This is a genomic window from Leuconostoc falkenbergense (assembly GCF_014634805.1).
Taxonomy (GTDB): Bacteria; Bacillota; Bacilli; order Lactobacillales; family Lactobacillaceae; genus Leuconostoc; species Leuconostoc falkenbergense.
On record NZ_BMBS01000043.1, the window covers coordinates 1 to 15,324 of the forward strand.

14 protein-coding genes are annotated in these 15,324 nt (G+C 39.8%); 9 read left to right on the plus strand and 5 right to left on the minus strand.

What is annotated here, in order from left to right; genetic code table 11:
- Positions 1-49: 49 nt before the first annotated feature.
- Complete coding sequence (gene brnQ / locus IEU71_RS08510) at positions 50-1,453, plus strand: branched-chain amino acid transport system II carrier protein (RefSeq protein WP_004913239.1); 1,404 nt, start codon at positions 50-52, stop codon at positions 1,451-1,453.
- A gap of 11 nt (positions 1,454-1,464) precedes the next feature.
- Here brnQ and fni read toward each other — a convergent pair whose 3' ends face one another.
- From fni to mvk, 4 genes are read right to left on the minus strand one after another with little or no spacing between them, the layout of a single operon-like run.
- Positions 1,465-2,520, minus strand: a complete 1,056-nt coding sequence (gene fni, locus IEU71_RS08515) for a type 2 isopentenyl-diphosphate Delta-isomerase (RefSeq protein WP_004913236.1) — start codon at positions 2,518-2,520, stop codon at positions 1,465-1,467.
- A 1-nt stretch (position 2,521) separates the two neighbouring features.
- Positions 2,522-3,541 carry a phosphomevalonate kinase gene (locus IEU71_RS08520; protein ID WP_004913234.1) on the minus strand — a complete coding sequence of 340 codons (1,020 nt, stop codon included), beginning with the start codon at positions 3,539-3,541 and terminating at the stop codon, positions 2,522-2,524.
- Positions 3,534-4,496, minus strand: a complete 963-nt coding sequence (gene mvaD, locus IEU71_RS08525; RefSeq protein WP_004913231.1) for a diphosphomevalonate decarboxylase — start codon at positions 4,494-4,496, stop codon at positions 3,534-3,536. The genes IEU71_RS08520 and mvaD overlap by 8 nt, the downstream gene beginning before the upstream one ends.
- Positions 4,478-5,410 carry a mevalonate kinase gene (gene mvk / locus IEU71_RS08530; protein ID WP_004913227.1) on the minus strand — a complete coding sequence of 311 codons (933 nt, stop codon included), beginning with the start codon at positions 5,408-5,410 and terminating at the stop codon, positions 4,478-4,480. Before mvk ends, mvaD begins: the two co-directional genes overlap by 19 nt.
- A 155-nt stretch (positions 5,411-5,565) precedes the next feature.
- Between mvk and IEU71_RS08535 the strand changes: the two genes are divergently transcribed.
- The 5 genes from IEU71_RS08535 to IEU71_RS08555 all read left to right on the plus strand — a co-directional run bounded on the left by IEU71_RS08535 (position 5,566) and on the right by IEU71_RS08555 (position 11,800).
- Positions 5,566-7,959 (plus strand): exonuclease domain-containing protein, encoded by a 2,394-nt coding sequence (locus tag IEU71_RS08535; RefSeq protein ID WP_004913224.1) that lies wholly within the window; start codon positions 5,566-5,568, stop codon positions 7,957-7,959.
- 65 nt (positions 7,960-8,024) lie between these two features.
- Positions 8,025-8,552, plus strand: coding sequence for a hypothetical protein (locus IEU71_RS08540; protein ID WP_004913220.1), 528 nt, complete (start codon positions 8,025-8,027; stop codon positions 8,550-8,552).
- Between the two features lie 15 nt (positions 8,553-8,567).
- Positions 8,568-9,758, plus strand: coding sequence for a pyridoxal phosphate-dependent aminotransferase (locus tag IEU71_RS08545; RefSeq protein WP_004913216.1), 1,191 nt, complete (start codon positions 8,568-8,570; stop codon positions 9,756-9,758).
- A 7-nt stretch (positions 9,759-9,765) separates the two neighbouring features.
- Entirely contained in the window at positions 9,766-11,073 is a 1,308-nt protein-coding gene (gene asnS, locus IEU71_RS08550; RefSeq protein WP_004913215.1) for an asparagine--tRNA ligase, read from the plus strand.
- A 91-nt stretch (positions 11,074-11,164) separates the two neighbouring features.
- Positions 11,165-11,800, plus strand: coding sequence for a DnaD domain protein (locus IEU71_RS08555; RefSeq protein WP_004913211.1), 636 nt, complete (start codon positions 11,165-11,167; stop codon positions 11,798-11,800).
- On the opposite strand, the gene IEU71_RS08560 is transcribed toward IEU71_RS08555, so the two are convergent.
- Positions 11,801-12,079: a hypothetical protein gene (locus tag IEU71_RS08560; protein WP_233539840.1), complete on the minus strand. Its 279-nt coding sequence runs from the start codon at positions 12,077-12,079 to the stop codon at positions 11,801-11,803.
- A 22-nt stretch (positions 12,080-12,101) separates the two neighbouring features.
- On the opposite strand from IEU71_RS08560, the gene IEU71_RS08565 reads away from it, so the two are divergent.
- The 3 genes from IEU71_RS08565 to IEU71_RS08575 all read left to right on the plus strand — a co-directional run bounded on the left by IEU71_RS08565 (position 12,102) and on the right by IEU71_RS08575 (position 15,140).
- The gene (locus IEU71_RS08565) at positions 12,102-13,235 is read left to right on the plus strand and encodes a THUMP domain-containing class I SAM-dependent RNA methyltransferase (RefSeq protein ID WP_004913204.1); all 1,134 of its coding nucleotides are present in this window, start codon (positions 12,102-12,104) and stop codon (positions 13,233-13,235) included.
- A gap of 115 nt (positions 13,236-13,350) precedes the next feature.
- Entirely contained in the window at positions 13,351-14,553 is a 1,203-nt protein-coding gene (locus IEU71_RS08570) for an aminotransferase class I/II-fold pyridoxal phosphate-dependent enzyme (protein WP_004913202.1), read from the plus strand.
- Between the two features lie 56 nt (positions 14,554-14,609).
- The gene (locus IEU71_RS08575; protein ID WP_004913200.1) at positions 14,610-15,140 is read left to right on the plus strand and encodes a GNAT family N-acetyltransferase; all 531 of its coding nucleotides are present in this window, start codon (positions 14,610-14,612) and stop codon (positions 15,138-15,140) included.
- Positions 15,141-15,324: the final 184 nt, after the last annotated feature.

Genomic DNA, 15,324 nt, shown 5'->3' on the forward strand with positions numbered 1-15,324 from the left:
GTTGTGGTAACACCATTAAAGACCTTGATGGGTTTTTCTGTCCACTTAAATGTTCAACTTAAATTTTACAATCTGCCATATTAAAAAGACTTTATTATTAGCATCATTGATTTTCGGCATGTTTTTTGGCGCAGGCAACTTAATTTTCCCTGTTCATTTGGGCCAGTTAGCTGGTTTAAATTGGGGCCCCGCCACGATCGGTTTCTTACTTAGCGCAACTGTTATTCCGCTAATGGCACTCATTTCGCTATCGCAAACGCGGGCGTCAGGTATTTATGACTTGGCTAAGCCCTTGGGACGTGGCTTTGCGATATTTTTCCTGATTGCTGTCCATGTTTCGTTGGGACCAATGATTGCCACACCTCGTACAGCAACGGTTGCGTATTCATTAAGTTTCGCTAACTGGATTCCGAGTAGTTGGCAGTCAATTGCGCAGTTAATATTTTCAGCAATTTTCTTTGGCATTGTTTATTTTTTGGGATCGCGTGAACAAAATTTGACGAAATATATTGGTCAATATTTAAATCCTATTTTCGTTATTTTGTTGGTTTTGATTTTTTTGTTAGCGATTTTCAATCCCATGGGCACTCTAAATCATACGGCTGAAGCTGCTTATCAAACAAAGGCATTCTCGTCGTCATTTATTGAAGGCTATAATACGCTTGATGCCATTGCAGCCTTAGCATTTGGCATTACGATCGTTCGTGCCATTGAAGCCATGGGCTTTAGTGGCCGTCGACAAATCGCGCAAATCACTGCAAAAACCGGTTTTATTGCAATTTCTGGTATTGCGATTGTGTATATTGGTTTAATCTTGCTAGGCGCTACGTCGTTGTCGCATTTTAAATTATCAGAAAATGGCACAACTGCTTTGATGCAAATTACAAATCATTATCTTGGTTCCTTTGGAGGTGCGTTCTTGGCTGTGATGGGCACAATAGCTGTTTTGACGACAGCGATTGGATTAACAGCAAGTTTTGCGCAAGATTTTCACCGTATTTTTCCAAAGATTAGCTATAAAAAATGGTTGATTTTGACGATTGGGCTTTCGTTCATGGCTGCAAATTTTGGATTAGATAATATTATTGCTTGGGCTGTGCCAATCCTCATGTTTTTATATCCAATTGCAATTACGCTGATTTTGTTGGGATTATTATCACCATTGTTTAATAATGCAAGTGTCGTTTATCTATCAACAATGATTTTTGCAATGATACCAGCAATCATGGATGGTATTGCTAATTCACCATTTGCAGGATTATTCAAAGGGTTGGTTGGATATCATGACGCCAAAGGAGTACTGCATTTTGGTGCTTATCAAAATTTGTTGCCATTTGCAGACATGGGTTTTGGTTGGATTACGCCAACGATACTTGGATTTTTGATTGGATTTACCCTGTATAAAATTAAGTTAAATCATATATTGAAACATGTTAGTGATACAATGCAGTAAAAAAAGCGATCTTAAAATCGCTTTTTTTGTTGGCTGATAAAATTTTGTAAACTGTCTGAATAAAGCGGGTGACTCTGTTGCAATTCAGCAATATTTTTTGCGCCCAATAAAGTGAATAATCGTGGTAATGCTTGTTGCCAGTCTATGATTTGTTTGGTCAAATCTGATTCCCCATGATCCACCAAAGTTTGTAGCATGAAACCGGCACTTGAGGTCAAATTTGCGCCAAGCATTAGACTTGTCATAATATGATTAGCGTTTTGAATGCCACCAGTTGCTATGAGTGGTAGCGTATTTTGTGCTAGTCGTGCTGAAATAAGGCTTTCAACTGTGGAAAGACCATAATTGTCTAAATTAAATGAGTCGTCGTTACGATTACGCCGACGTTCAATGAACGCAAAGTTTGTGCCATTTGCGCCCCCAACATTGATTGCGGCGGGATGGAGTTGTGCTATTGTTTGATAAGTCGCAACGCTCATACCGAAGCCAACTTCTTTAATAATGACTGGAACAGGCGATTTTGCAATGACTTCGGCTAAATTATCAAGCCATTTAAATTGGCGATCTCCTTCAGCCATAACAAGTTCTTGTGCAACGTTAACGTGCATTTCAATGGCATTAGCATCAATCATGTCAATCGCATCTCTGACATTTGCAATAGGGTGATCAGCACCTAAATTTGCAAAAATGAAACCCTCGGGGTTGCGTTGTCGTACAATTTTAAACGTTGGCGCTTGTGAGGGTTCTTTAAGTGCAATTGATTGAGAGCCAACTGCCATTGCCAGACCAGTATTAGCGCTAACAGTAGCCAGCTGTCCATTAATACGACCAGTTAGAGCAGAACCACCAGTCATAGCCTCAATATAAAATGGCCAATTAAATTGATGTTGGAAGAGATTGGTAGTCATATCGACCTCTTCAATGCCCATTTCAGGAAAAGTATTTGGCAACCAACGGATATCGTCAAAGGATGCGCCAATCTGTTTTTTGGTCGTCGTATCACGCCATAAACTGACACCAAGGGATAAATGTTCATCTTTTCTATGTGCTTGTGGCGATTCAGTCATATTAACCTCGATTCTGTGGTGCAATGTTAATCATGTGGACGTCGATACCTGCAGCTAACCATTGGTCACTAATAGTTGACGGTGAGTTAATGACGGCGAAACCATTGTCACCAAAGCCAGCGCCACTAATTTTGCCAGCCGTATGATTTAGCGTGCTAAGTAAGTACTTTAATTTAGGTGTGATATAGCCTTTAGGTAGTGTACGTGTGAGCAAGACTTGGTTGTCATGCAATTCTTTAGCAAATTCATGATAATTTTGGTGTATTAAGTTAACAATGACTTGTTGTACAATTGCTTGACTTGTTTTTAAAAAACGTGAATCAAGGGTGTTATTAGCGACTGCTTTAGCCGTATCTGCGCTTTCATGTGTTGCGCCTAAAACCAATTGCCAATCAGTTGGCCAAGGTAGTGGGGTGATGCTTAATAATGGCCATGATTTGTCGACAAAAACTGGATTCAACCATTGATGATTATTGACGTTCAATGATGATAAATCTGGGCTTGTGTAAGCAATGGCACCACCAAAAGTAATCGCAGCAACATCACCTAGTGAGCCATTTTGTTGGACATGCAGATGTGCGAGTGCTGCTAATTTAAATTGTGTGAGTAGATCCAATTTTAAATCGAAATGTTGGGTGATAGCTTTGACAACTGCAACAGTGACTGCTGCAGATGAACCGAGTCCTAATTTTCCGGTTGCACTATTTAGGTCGCTCGAAATCGTTATATTGATGTTATTAAAGTTTGCAATTAAATCATTGAGATAAATGTAATCATGCATGATTTGGATGGCAGCACGGACAAAACGCCATTCATCATGATAATCATGAGATAAATGGTCAATATCAAAAACGAGCGGGGTTGCTATAATATTTGACTTTATGATTGAATTGTCGTTTGACGTTTCGATTGTAATTGTCAGTCCGGTTTCGACAGCGACAATAAGTGCTAAATTACCAGGTTGTGTAATCGCATATTCGCCAGCTAAAAATAATTTTCCAGGAACAAATATTTTAGTCATAAGTAATACCAGGTCCACTAAGCGCAACGTCTAGTTTGAGTTGTGGTAAGTGATCATGAAGCAATGCCACAATTTCAGGTGCTTGGGTTATCGTCGTGACGATTTTGACGTTTGGACCGGCGTCTAGTGTTGCATAGGCCAGTATACCCTGACGTCGCATGTCTTTGATTATGGACAAAATAAATTGTGTTTCATCTGTAAAATAGGTGAATGGTTGGCGGGTGGCAGTTAAATTGAGCGCGTGCATGGCCAAGGCATTTTTTTCGGCAATAGCACCAATTTTTTCGATATCTGCATTTGCCACGGCAGCACTCATATCATCAAATTGATTTGCAGATTGCTTGATCCAATCATCATAATTGGGTGAAGTCATTGCGCGCATCATACCTTCAGAGGAACCAACTTTTTTACTCTGACCGGATACTTCGGCAACAATCAGGGCAATCGGCATATCAGGTGCCTGTAAACTTTCAGCAAAAGATGAGTCATCGTCTACGCCTTCATGCCAAACTGCAAAGTGACCAAAAAAAGACCGGCTAGCAGATCCAGATCCACGTCTTGCTAATCGTGAAAGTGTTTCGTTAGGCAAATCAAGCCCTAAATGTGTAACAACCGCACCCGTCAAAGCTGCAAATGCCGAAGCAGAGGACGCTAGACCAGCACTTGTCGGCACATGATTATCAGATGAAACATGTAAAGCTGGGAAATCACCTAATTGGGTTCGTAATATGTTTAAAAACGTGTGCACGCGCGTAGCGTCAGAAACTTGATTGTTTAAAACAAACGTATCTGTACCAGCGTCAGTTGGTGTAACACTAGTCGTTGTATAAAAACGATCAAGTGTTAATGAGAGAGAACTGGTAGTTGGTAAATTAAGAAATGAATCTTTTTTTCCCCAGTATTTAATGAGGGCAATATTGGTGTGTGCAGTAGCTGTCATAAAGGTTGGATCCATGTATTTTGAGCGCCAGCTTTTGTTAGCGCATTAGCAATAGTAATCGCGTCATTATTATTTTTGGCTAAGGCAAACATTGCACCACCGATACCAGCACCTGTCAATTTAGCACCAAGTGCGCCGGCGTGCGTCGCTGCGTTTACCAACTTATCCAATTTTGGGTGAGAAATGCCCAATGATTGCAGTTCATGATGAGCTGCAGTGAACATCATGCCGAGATGTTCAGGATTATTTTCAGAAATATCAAGCCGAATTTTTTCGGCAATTTGTCCAAGATGGGTGATTGATGCCCAAGCACGATCATGATCTGTCAACAAAAATTCTTTGACAATACTGATGGCGTGGACTGTTTGTCCGTGAATACCAGTATCAGCCAAAACAAGCGTACCCGTTAAATTCATACCAAAAGTTGTCATGCCTTTATTCTTAATAAACCAAACGGGATTATCAGCATTAACTGTCGTCGTATCTAATCCAGACGGTGAGCCGTGTGAAATCACTTCTTCGATATTGGTAAAGTAAGCTAACTCCTCATCGCTCAAATCCGTATCAAAATAATCAAAAAAAGCTTTTGTAATTGCTGTTGCTAAAGCAGCAGAAGCGCCGAAGCCACGTTCTTGTGGGACGTTTGAGTCAATCGCTAGGTGAAAGGGCGTATTAATCATATCGAATTTATCTAATAGACGTAGCAAGAGTTGCCGTGCCCCCTCAACATTGGCACCTAACTCACTTAAATCGCCGTGGAATTCGGCCCCGTCAATCGTCTGACCACGAAATGCAGGACGTAGGGTGGCTGTAACAGTCATATTTGGCAAAGGGATTGCAATCGCAGGTTCACCATAAACAACGGCATGTTCGCCAATCAAAATCGCTTTTGCGTGGGACTTACCAACACCATTCATTTGACTTAACATAATTTCCTCCAGATGTTCTTTACTATTGTACCGCACGAGGGCATTTAGTGTAAAATATAAAGAGAATGACGTTGTTTAGTGCATGTAATGCATGTAGTAAACAGCGCCATTCAAAATATAAAGTGCTAATGAGCACACCGAAGAAAGGTATTTTTATGAACGCCAACAATACATTTGTGGTTTTGGATCTAGAAACCACAGGACAAAGTGTGGCAAAGGGCGGGCGCATTATCCAAATTGGCATGACATTTATTCGGCAAAGAAAAATTGTTGACCATTTTGAGTCTTTTGTGAATCCAGGACAGTTGATTGATCGGCAAATTCAACAATTGACACATATTAGCCAAAAAGATGTACAACATGCGCCATATTTTGATGAAATCGCGCCAATGTTGCAGAGTTTACTATCAGATGCTGTGATTATTGCGCACAATATTAATTTTGATTATCCTTATTTAAACGACGAATTTGAAAGAACTGGTTTTCCTGCTTTACAGACTTCAGCAATTGATACTGTACAGTTAGCGCAAATTTTGCTGCCGACCGCACCTGGATATCGTTTACTGGATTTGACAACGTATCTGGATATTAACTTGGTGAATGCCCATCGCGCCAACGCTGATGCGCATGCCACAGCTTTACTTTTCTTAGAAATGTGGCGTCGTGCTGAACAGTTGCCGTCTGTGGTATTACAGCAATTACAAACGGGAGATTGCCCACTTTTAAGGCAAACCCAGCAGTTTTTAAAGTTAGTTCGTCCTAAAGGCACCCAGCAATTTGATGTTCAAGACAAGGTGGCGTTGCAAATTAATCAACAGGTTTCCTCTGCAAACCTTAAAGATATCCAACCGATTGACTATCCAGTGAGTGTAGCCGAAAAGCTTTCCTTATTTGGTGAATGGCTAACTCAAAATGAAGCGCAAGAATTTCTAATGGATCGAACACATCGTTTTTTAACAAAGCGATCCGATGGTTTATTAACGGTTTTGACAGCACCACGGATGGGCAAAACAATTGCCTATTTAATTCCGGTCATTTTAAGCCAACAAAACACTGTGTTACTCACAAATGATGATAGTTTACAAATGCAACAATTAGCCTTGCTAGAAAAGTTATCATCTCTATTTGATGTGCCATTTAGAAGCGCTATATTATACGATCCTTCTGCTTATATTGATCTGCCAAGTTTCATTAAAACGTTGGCTGTTCATGATTCATCACAAATACAATTAGCCAAAGCTCGGTTGTTAGTTTGGCTAACTCAAACTAAAACGGGATTATTGCAAGAAATCAGTATTGGATTGCATAATTTAGACATTATTCAAGACATTCGTGGTAATGAAAAATCTGAATTTTTCAAAAGGGCGCGTCAAAATGCGGATGTCGCTAATGTGTTGATTATGAACTTTCAAACGTTTTTCACGCAGAATCAATCACTACGTCAAAAAAGGCATATTCAACAATGGCCATTAGTTGTCATGGAAACACCAGCGCAATTTGTTGACGATTTGCGTCAATATTTCCATGTGTCATTTAATGTTACCGCACTCAAAAATGACTTAAAAGGCATTGCACATCAAGAAATTACTGGATTGACACATAAACAACGATTGTTTATTAGGCAAAGTACGAGTGAAGCACTCAAAATTTTGAAACAATTGACACAATCAGAGAGCATTAAAACTAACTTGAAACGGGCCGAACGTTTAGCCTTGGTAATTTCTCATATTAGTCAATTGCTTGCTCTGACAGACGCCCATTTACCACAAGAATTTCAGTTACTTGAAAGTCAGCTGGATAAAATTACAAGGCTTCAGGCGCAAGACGATGTGGTGAGTGGCAGCGAGCAGATTTCTGAAAATGGTCAGTCACAAACAATATTGAGTTTTGATGTGTTAGAACGCGCCATTTATCACAAAAAATTTGTTGCACATATTCGTAAATTATTAGTAGTAAGTGAATTTTTACCCACTGCTGTGACAGACTTCTTGCGTGATGTGCCAGATACGTGGACGATGGAGCGAGATTTTGTGCATGACGACCGCAAACCAGTCCAATTAGTCCAATTACAAAAAAAGTCGCCCATTCTGCATTTGCAGGCGATGACTCAAGAGGATGTTGGTGAAATTATGATCATTGTGCCAACTGAGGAGCGTGTGAACCACTGGTATCAAAAAATAAAATATGCTGTGACAACGAATTATAATATCGTAGCTGAGGGTGTTACTGGTTCTTTGGAAAAAATTCAACGTCAAAGTCAAACAAACCGCCAAAATATTGTGATTGTAACACCCAAAATTTTTGGGACAATGTGGCAGCGAGATCAGGAATTGCCAGCAATTGTGCTCGTTCCAGAGCGTGATGTATGGCAGCCCGTTGCAAGACTTGCTTCCGTATTAAACCAAATGCAAAGGCACCAATCAGCTATGTTAGTGACACAATTAAATGCCATGCAGCGTAATCGATTCAAACAACAGCTATCAATAGTACCCTTTGATGTTGATCATGATTTAGTGACGCAATATCATGAAATTTTTAGTCATCGTTAATTTTCACGGCCAAGGGGACATTTATTTGGTACAATATATTTGTATGTGCGTAAAGGAGTAACATCATGATGCAATTTAAGGACGACATTCGAATCCGTCAGCGTCGCCGTCAAACTCGCATTCATTGGGCAAGAGTTTGGTTTTTAATTATTGGTGCTGCTATTGTGTTGGGAACATTGACACTTGGCTATTTCTATCTGTCTTTATCACCAATGCGGCAGGCGGAATCACGTATCGAAGCACTTGTTCGTCAGAAATCAGACATTGTTACCGTAACGCAAGTTTCAGTTGATTACCGGGACCGTACGACCTATGCAGCGTCAGGTGAAACTGCCAGTGGTGCGAAGAAAGTTGCAATTGTACAAGATAACAAAGTAAAAACTTATAGTCGTTCTGAAGGTATGTCAAATGCGCAATTACGATCACTGTTGCTTAAAACTTATCACCCCAAAAAATTATATAGTGCTAATATTAGCCGCTATAAAAAAGTTTTAGTCTGGGAAATCAGTTACAAAGCGCAAAATAATAAGCTCAACTACTTAACGCTAGATTTTAAAACAGGTAAGGTGTATCGCGCCATATCTGGCATGTAATTAAGGAATGATGAAATGAATTTATCAGATAGAGTAACAGCTATTACCGCATCACCAACGTTATCAATGAATGCTTTGGCAAAAGAAATGCAGTCACAAGGTATCGATGTCATCAATTTGGGTGTTGGCGAACCGGACTTTCAAACGCCTCAAAATATTGCCGAGGCGGCAATTGCGGCAATAAAAGCAGAAAAGACAAGTTTTTATACGCCATCAAGTGGCTTACCTGCACTGAAACAAGCCATTACGGATCGTATGTATGCTCGCTATCAAGTACGCGTTGGTACGGAAAATGTGACGGTTACGACTGGCGCAAAGTTAGCATTATATGCGTTGATGCAAACTTTACTCAATCCTGGAGATGTTGTTGTAACTGCAGCGCCAGAATGGGTGAGTTATGTTGAGCAAGTTAAATTAGCTGGTGGAAAGTTGTTAGAAGTTCATTCTAAGAATGAGGCTTTAAAGTTGACTGTTGCAGATTTGGTAAATCTTTCTGAACCAGTTAAGGCAGTTATTATTAATTCACCTACTAATCCAACTGGTCAAGTTTATTCTCGCGAAGAAATTCAACATATTCTTGATTGGGGATCAGAAAATGATGTATTTATTATTCTAGATGAGATATATGGCCAATTAGTTTATAATGGCGTGACCTTCACCTCTGGGCTCCAATTAGCTGACATTAACACAAGTAATATGATTATTGTAGATGGTGTTTCAAAAGCCTACGCTATGACAGGGTGGCGGATTGGTTGGACAATTGCTCAGCCAAAAATTATTCAGGCAATGAATAAGTTACTTGGACATTTGACATCGAATCCTACGGCTGCAGCACAATATGCTGCTATTGAAGCGCTCAATGGTGATCAAACAACAGTTGAAACAATGCGACAGGCATTTGAAGACAGATTAAATAAAACATTTGACGAGCTGAATCGTGTGCCAGGTCTGCATGTTGATGTGAAACCCCAAGGCGCGTTTTATCTGTTTCCAAAGGTTGACGCACAAGCGTTATTGGCTGTTGGTGTTGCTAATACGACAGAATTATCCACTAAAATTTTGCAAGAAGCACACGTGGCGGTGCCTTCAGGAGAAGGATTTGGTATGCCTGGGTATTTCCGTTTGAGTTATGCTAAGGATCAAACCACTTTAGATGAAGCAATAAATAGATTAACCGATTTCTTTAAAAAATATATGAAAGAATAAGAGACAGATGACTGAAGAGATTCCGACAATTCAAATTATTGATGCCAAAAACTATGTTGGCAAGACCGTTAAAATTGGGGCTTGGTTGCGCCAAAAAAGAGGTAGTGGTAAAATTGCCTTTTTGCAATTGCGTGATGGGACTGCTTTTTTTCAAGGTGTTGTTGCTAAAGCGGATGTATCAGAAACTGTTTTTGAAACCGCAAAAGGGTTGAAGCAAGAAACAAGCTTGTACGTTATTGGAGAAATTCATGAAGATTCACGGTCATCATTTGGTTATGAAATAGCCGTTTCTAATCTTGAAGTGATTGGTGAAAGTCATGATTATCCGATTACACCAAAAGAGCACGGTACGGATTTTTTGTTTGATGAACGACACTTGTACTTGCGTCATTTAAAGCCATTCGCAACATTAAAAATACGTAACACATTGATTGCGGCTTCTTATGAATTCATGAACCAAGAAGGATTCACAAAATTGGATGCGCCATTTTTGACAGGTTCTGCCGCCGAAGGGACAACTGAACTATTTGAGACAGACTACTTTGGCGAATCGGCGTTTTTGGCACAAACTGGTCAATTATATGCGGAAGCTGGTGCAATGGCATTTGGTAAGGTCTTTACTTTTGGTCCAGCTTTTCGTGCAGAAAAGTCAAAAACGCGTCGTCATTTGACTGAGTTTTGGATGATTGAGCCAGAAATGGCGTTTATGCACCAAGAAGAAAGTTTGGTATTCCAAGAACGGTATATTGCCTTCTTGATTTCAAAAGTACTTGAGAAAAACGAGCAAGAATTGGACATTCTTGAACGTGATAAGGACGTTTTGCGTTCCTATACACAATTGCCTTATCCGCGTGTGAGTTATGATGACGCGATTAAGCTTTTGCAAGACAATGGTTTTGATGTTGAGTGGGGTGTTGATTTTGGTTCACCTGAAGAAACATTTTTGGCCAATCATTTTGCTAAACCAGTGTTCATCATTAATTATCCAAAAGCAATTAAAGCGTTTTATATGAAGAAGCACCCAACGCGCGATGATGTGGTGATTTCTGCTGATTTGTTAGCCCCTGAAGGATATGGCGAAATTATTGGTGGGTCTGAACGTGAAGATGACTACGACACATTGAAAGCTCGCATTGAAGAGCAAGGGTTAGACATGTCTGAATATGAATGGTATTTAGATTTACGTCGCTACGGTTCAGTACCACATTCTGGATTCGGACTTGGCCTTGAGCGCATGGTCACATTTGTTACTGGTGAGGAACATATTCGTGAAGCAATTCCTTTCCCACGTATGACAAATCGTTTGAGACCATAAAAGATGATATCATTAGTGTATAATTATGGTACACTATTGATGAAAAAGAAACGTCCAAGATATTCTTGGACGTTTTTAAAACAGAGGGAATATGACGTTAGAGCAAAGACTACAACAGTATATTCAGGCTGGTAACAGCAGTATAAGCAATGAATTATTACAGCATTATCAAGACATTGGGCTGGATAATGACGATCTCGTGCTGTACCTTCAAGTTCAGAGAATTCAAGATTGTGGTGATCAAGCGACGCCCGCTGCTGTGGCGCAGATTATGCACACCACTGAAAAAGTAGTGATTCAACGTTTACAAAGTTTGATTAAACGTGAGTTGATGCAAGTAAAAGGTGGCGCTATTCAAACTGAAGTTTACGATTTTACACCGCTATTTGATAAATTATTAGGTGGTAAAATTGTTGAACATAATGAATTGCTATCAGATGGTAAAAGCACCCGCCGGCAAATCATGCAGACACTTGAATCAGAGTTTGGCAGGCCACTATCACCAATGGAAATGCAAACAATTGGCCATTGGTTTGACCAAGATCATTTTGAGCCAGTTATGATGATGCTTGCTATTCAAGAAGCGGTTGCTAACAACGCCCGAAGTTTACGTTATATTGAGACTATCTTGATTAATTGGCAACGTGACAATATTACAACGCCTCAGGCGGCTGAAGTTGCAAAGCAAAGGCGTCGTGGCGTCACATACACTAATTTTATTGATTGATTATTTAAAGACGATTTGATAACGATCATCTAAGTGAAAGCCAAATATTGGCTGTTTGTTTGGTGCTAATAATGTCGTGTGAGATGATGAAGCTTTTAAACGGGAAAATAGCTGTCCCAAAGTCATTGATTTACTGCCTAAAACAAATAACACCTCATGATGAGTGTCATCGGCGTAAGCTAATGTTGTGACTGGATAACGATTAGCACCGTTTTCCCAAAATAAGCTTGTTTTGGTTGACATATAGCGTGTTAAATCTTCTAAGTCTGATAATTTCATAAATTCATTATAAAGGAAAATCATGGAAAAAACATATCATTTAATGGCGACTGCAGCCGCCGGTCTAGAATCACTGGTTGGTAAAGAGTTAGAACGGTTGGGATACGACCACCAAGTTGAGAATTATCGCGTCAGGTTTGATGGCACGCAGCGTGATATTTTAAATACCAATATCTGGTTGCGTACTGCGGATCGGATTAAAATTATCGTAGGTGAATTTGATGCCACGACATTTGATGATTTATTTGAAAACGTTAAAGCGCTGCCTTGGGAAGACTATCTCAATTATGATTCTGAATTTCCTGTGGCCGGCCGTTCCAAAAAGTCAGAATTATTTAGTGTACCGGATGTTCAAGCGATCACCAAAAAAGCGATTGTGAATCGTTTGCAAGATGCCTATCATATCAGAACTCGTTTGCCTGAAAATGGTTATTTTGCACAATTAGAAGTGATGATTGATAAAGACCATGTGATTGTCACGTTGGATACGACAGGGGAATCATTATTCAAACGTGGTTATCGTGTGAACAAGGGTGGTGCGCCATTAAAGGAAAACTTTGCTGCTGCGCTAGTTTTGCTGACTAATTGGCACCCTGATCGACCATTTGTTGACCCTACTACTGGTTCCGGAACAATTGCAATTGAGGCTGCATTGATTGGGCGCAATATCGCTCCGGGCTTGATTCGTGACTTTGATGTTGAGCAAATGGATTGGTTTGATAAGTCTCTGTCAGATAGTGTACGTGATGCGGCCGAAGCCCAAGCAGACTACGACAGAACGCTAGATATTGAAGGCTTTGATATTGATGAAAATATGGTAGCAATTGCCACGGAAAATGCGAAACATGCGGGTCTTGGTCATGACATTACGTTCAAACAATTGGCAGCTAAGGATTGGACGACAGACAAAGTTAACGGTGTATTAGTGGCTAATCCGCCTTATGGGGAACGTTTAGGAGAGTTAGATGCTGCTCGAGAACTATACCAACAAATGGGGGACGTTTATCGCAAACTACCAAGTTGGAGCAAGTATATTTTGACTAGTGATCTTGAATTTGAACAAAGTTATGGTGAAAAAGCCACAAAGCGTCGCAAGTTATATAATGGTGCTTTACGCGTTGACTATTTCCAATATTGGGGTAACCGTGTGAAATAAAAAACAACGATTGTGCACAATGTATAATCGTTGTTTTTATTTTTGTTCATAGTTGGCATGACGTGCTATCATCTCATTGTTAAAATAAATTAATAATGAAATGAGGATAATGTTAATGATTGAAAAAAATATTGATGCTAGCAAACTTTTCGCCAGCGCGCTTGCAGATGTCAAGCCAAGTCCGATTCATGCTTTTGATGAAAAAGTGAGTGATTTACCAAATATTCTGAAATTGACGATTGGTGAACCAGATTTTTCAGTGCCAGATCATATCAAACAAGCTGCGGTGGCAGCCATTTTGGCAGATGATTCTCATTATTCTGTTTCTGCTGGGACAAACCAGCTGCGTCAGGCTGCTAGTCACTTTCTAGCAGATAGATATGACATTCATTATGATGCCAATACTGAAATTTTAACGACAATTGGTGCTACCGAAGGACTTTATGCTATTTTGTCAGCTATTTTAGATGAAAATGATGAAGTGATTATTCCAACGCCAGCTTATCCCGTTTATGCTGCAATGACAAGATTAAATAAAGGTAAGCCGCTATTAGTTGACATATCGCAAGATGATTTTATATTAACGCCTGATCATCTCCGTGATATTTTGGCAAATCACAATCATGTCAAGGCACTTATTTTGACTAATCCTTCAAATCCCACAGGCGTGACTTATTCTGCAGAAGCCTTGTCGGATCTTGCTGACGTTTTGCGTGGCACAGATGTTTTGGTAATATCTGATGAAATTTATAGTGAATTGCGTTACGATGATCACCATGTGTCAATGGCAACATTTTTGCCTGACCAAACATTAGTCATTAATGGTGTGTCAAAATCTCACGCAATGACAGGCTATCGTATTGGTATTGTTGCTGGGCCGGCCGCTTTAATCACACCAATCAACATGGTTCACAGCTTTATTATTATGACGCCATCCAATCCAGCAATGGCGGCGGCAACAGAAGCTTTTGATAGTAGTTTGAGTGAAAGTGATACTGAAACAATGAAAAAAGCGTACCGTGATCGACGTGATTTTTTGGTCTCGAAAATGAAAGCGCTTGGCTTTGAAATGGCGACACCAAATGGCGCTTTCTATATTTTTGCTAAAATTCCTGAAACTTTGAATCAAGATGATGTGGCTTTTGCGTATGATTTAGTTGATCAAGAGAAGTTAGCAGTAGTACCTGGATCAGGATTTGGACCTGGTGGTGAGGGCTATGTTCGCTTGAGTTATGCAGCTTCAATGGCAATGCTGACAGATGCCATGGATCGATTATCGTCATACTGTGCGAATAATAGTGCAATAAAAATAAGTTAGTTTTATCTGTGGCAGTTATGATAAAATGAATAATTATAACTAAAAGGATAATGACTATGACAACAGTTTTCATGCGGCCAGCCATCAAGTCAGATTTAAAAGCAATTGCAACTCTTATTGATGGCGCCCGTCAATTTCTCAAATCGCAAGGCCTATCACAATGGCAATCTGGCTATCCAAATGAAGAAACCGTTGCAACAGATATCGCATTAAATCGTGGCTATGTATTGGTTGTGGGCAGTGAAGTAGCTGGGTACACAGCATTACTTGCAGGAACAGACCCAGTATATGAAGCAATTACAGATGGCCAGTGGCTTTCTGAAGCTGACGATTATATCAGTATTCACCGTTTTGCTATCTCGGATGGTTTTCGTGGTCAAAAGTTGGCGCAACGCTTTATGACAGCTATTTTAACATTATGCTATGACAAGAAACAATTCGATGTGAGAATTGATACTCATCCAGGAAATCATCCGATGCAGTCCGTTATTACAGGCAATGGTTTTGAAAAACGAGGCGTTGTCTATATTAATGAGGGGCAAGAAATTAATGGTGAACGAAGGGCTTATCAATTGATTTTGTCATGATGATTAACCATAAAAGTGCCACAGGTCTCAAAACGTGTGGCACTTTTAAAATGTTAAAAATTCATATTTGCTATTTACTTACTTAAAATAAGCGGTTATAATAAAACTATGGTAGATTGCAAGAATTAACCGAACACTGCAAACTGCTGAAAAACCTTTCGTGGTGATTGCCAGTTGAGTGTTT

Excerpts from the sequence above, each read along its gene's own strand:
- brnQ (WP_004913239.1), top strand. The coding sequence starts at position 50 with ATGTTCAACTTAAATTTTACAATCTGCCATATTAAAAAGACTTTATTA.
- fni (WP_004913236.1), bottom strand. The coding sequence starts at position 2,520 with ATGACTGAATCGCCACAAGCACATAGAAAAGATGAACATTTATCCCTT.
- IEU71_RS08520 (WP_004913234.1), bottom strand. The coding sequence starts at position 3,541 with ATGACTAAAATATTTGTTCCTGGAAAATTATTTTTAGCTGGCGAATAT.
- mvaD (WP_004913231.1), bottom strand. The coding sequence starts at position 4,496 with ATGGATCCAACCTTTATGACAGCTACTGCACACACCAATATTGCCCTC.
- mvk (WP_004913227.1), bottom strand. The coding sequence starts at position 5,410 with ATGTTAAGTCAAATGAATGGTGTTGGTAAGTCCCACGCAAAAGCGATT.
- IEU71_RS08535 (WP_004913224.1), top strand. The coding sequence starts at position 5,566 with ATGAACGCCAACAATACATTTGTGGTTTTGGATCTAGAAACCACAGGA.
- IEU71_RS08540 (WP_004913220.1), top strand. The coding sequence starts at position 8,025 with ATGATGCAATTTAAGGACGACATTCGAATCCGTCAGCGTCGCCGTCAA.
- IEU71_RS08545 (WP_004913216.1), top strand. The coding sequence starts at position 8,568 with ATGAATTTATCAGATAGAGTAACAGCTATTACCGCATCACCAACGTTA.
- asnS (WP_004913215.1), top strand. The coding sequence starts at position 9,766 with ATGACTGAAGAGATTCCGACAATTCAAATTATTGATGCCAAAAACTAT.
- IEU71_RS08555 (WP_004913211.1), top strand. The coding sequence starts at position 11,165 with ATGACGTTAGAGCAAAGACTACAACAGTATATTCAGGCTGGTAACAGC.
- IEU71_RS08560 (WP_233539840.1), bottom strand. The coding sequence starts at position 12,079 with ATGAAATTATCAGACTTAGAAGATTTAACACGCTATATGTCAACCAAA.
- IEU71_RS08565 (WP_004913204.1), top strand. The coding sequence starts at position 12,102 with ATGGAAAAAACATATCATTTAATGGCGACTGCAGCCGCCGGTCTAGAA.
- IEU71_RS08570 (WP_004913202.1), top strand. The coding sequence starts at position 13,351 with ATGATTGAAAAAAATATTGATGCTAGCAAACTTTTCGCCAGCGCGCTT.
- IEU71_RS08575 (WP_004913200.1), top strand. The coding sequence starts at position 14,610 with ATGACAACAGTTTTCATGCGGCCAGCCATCAAGTCAGATTTAAAAGCA.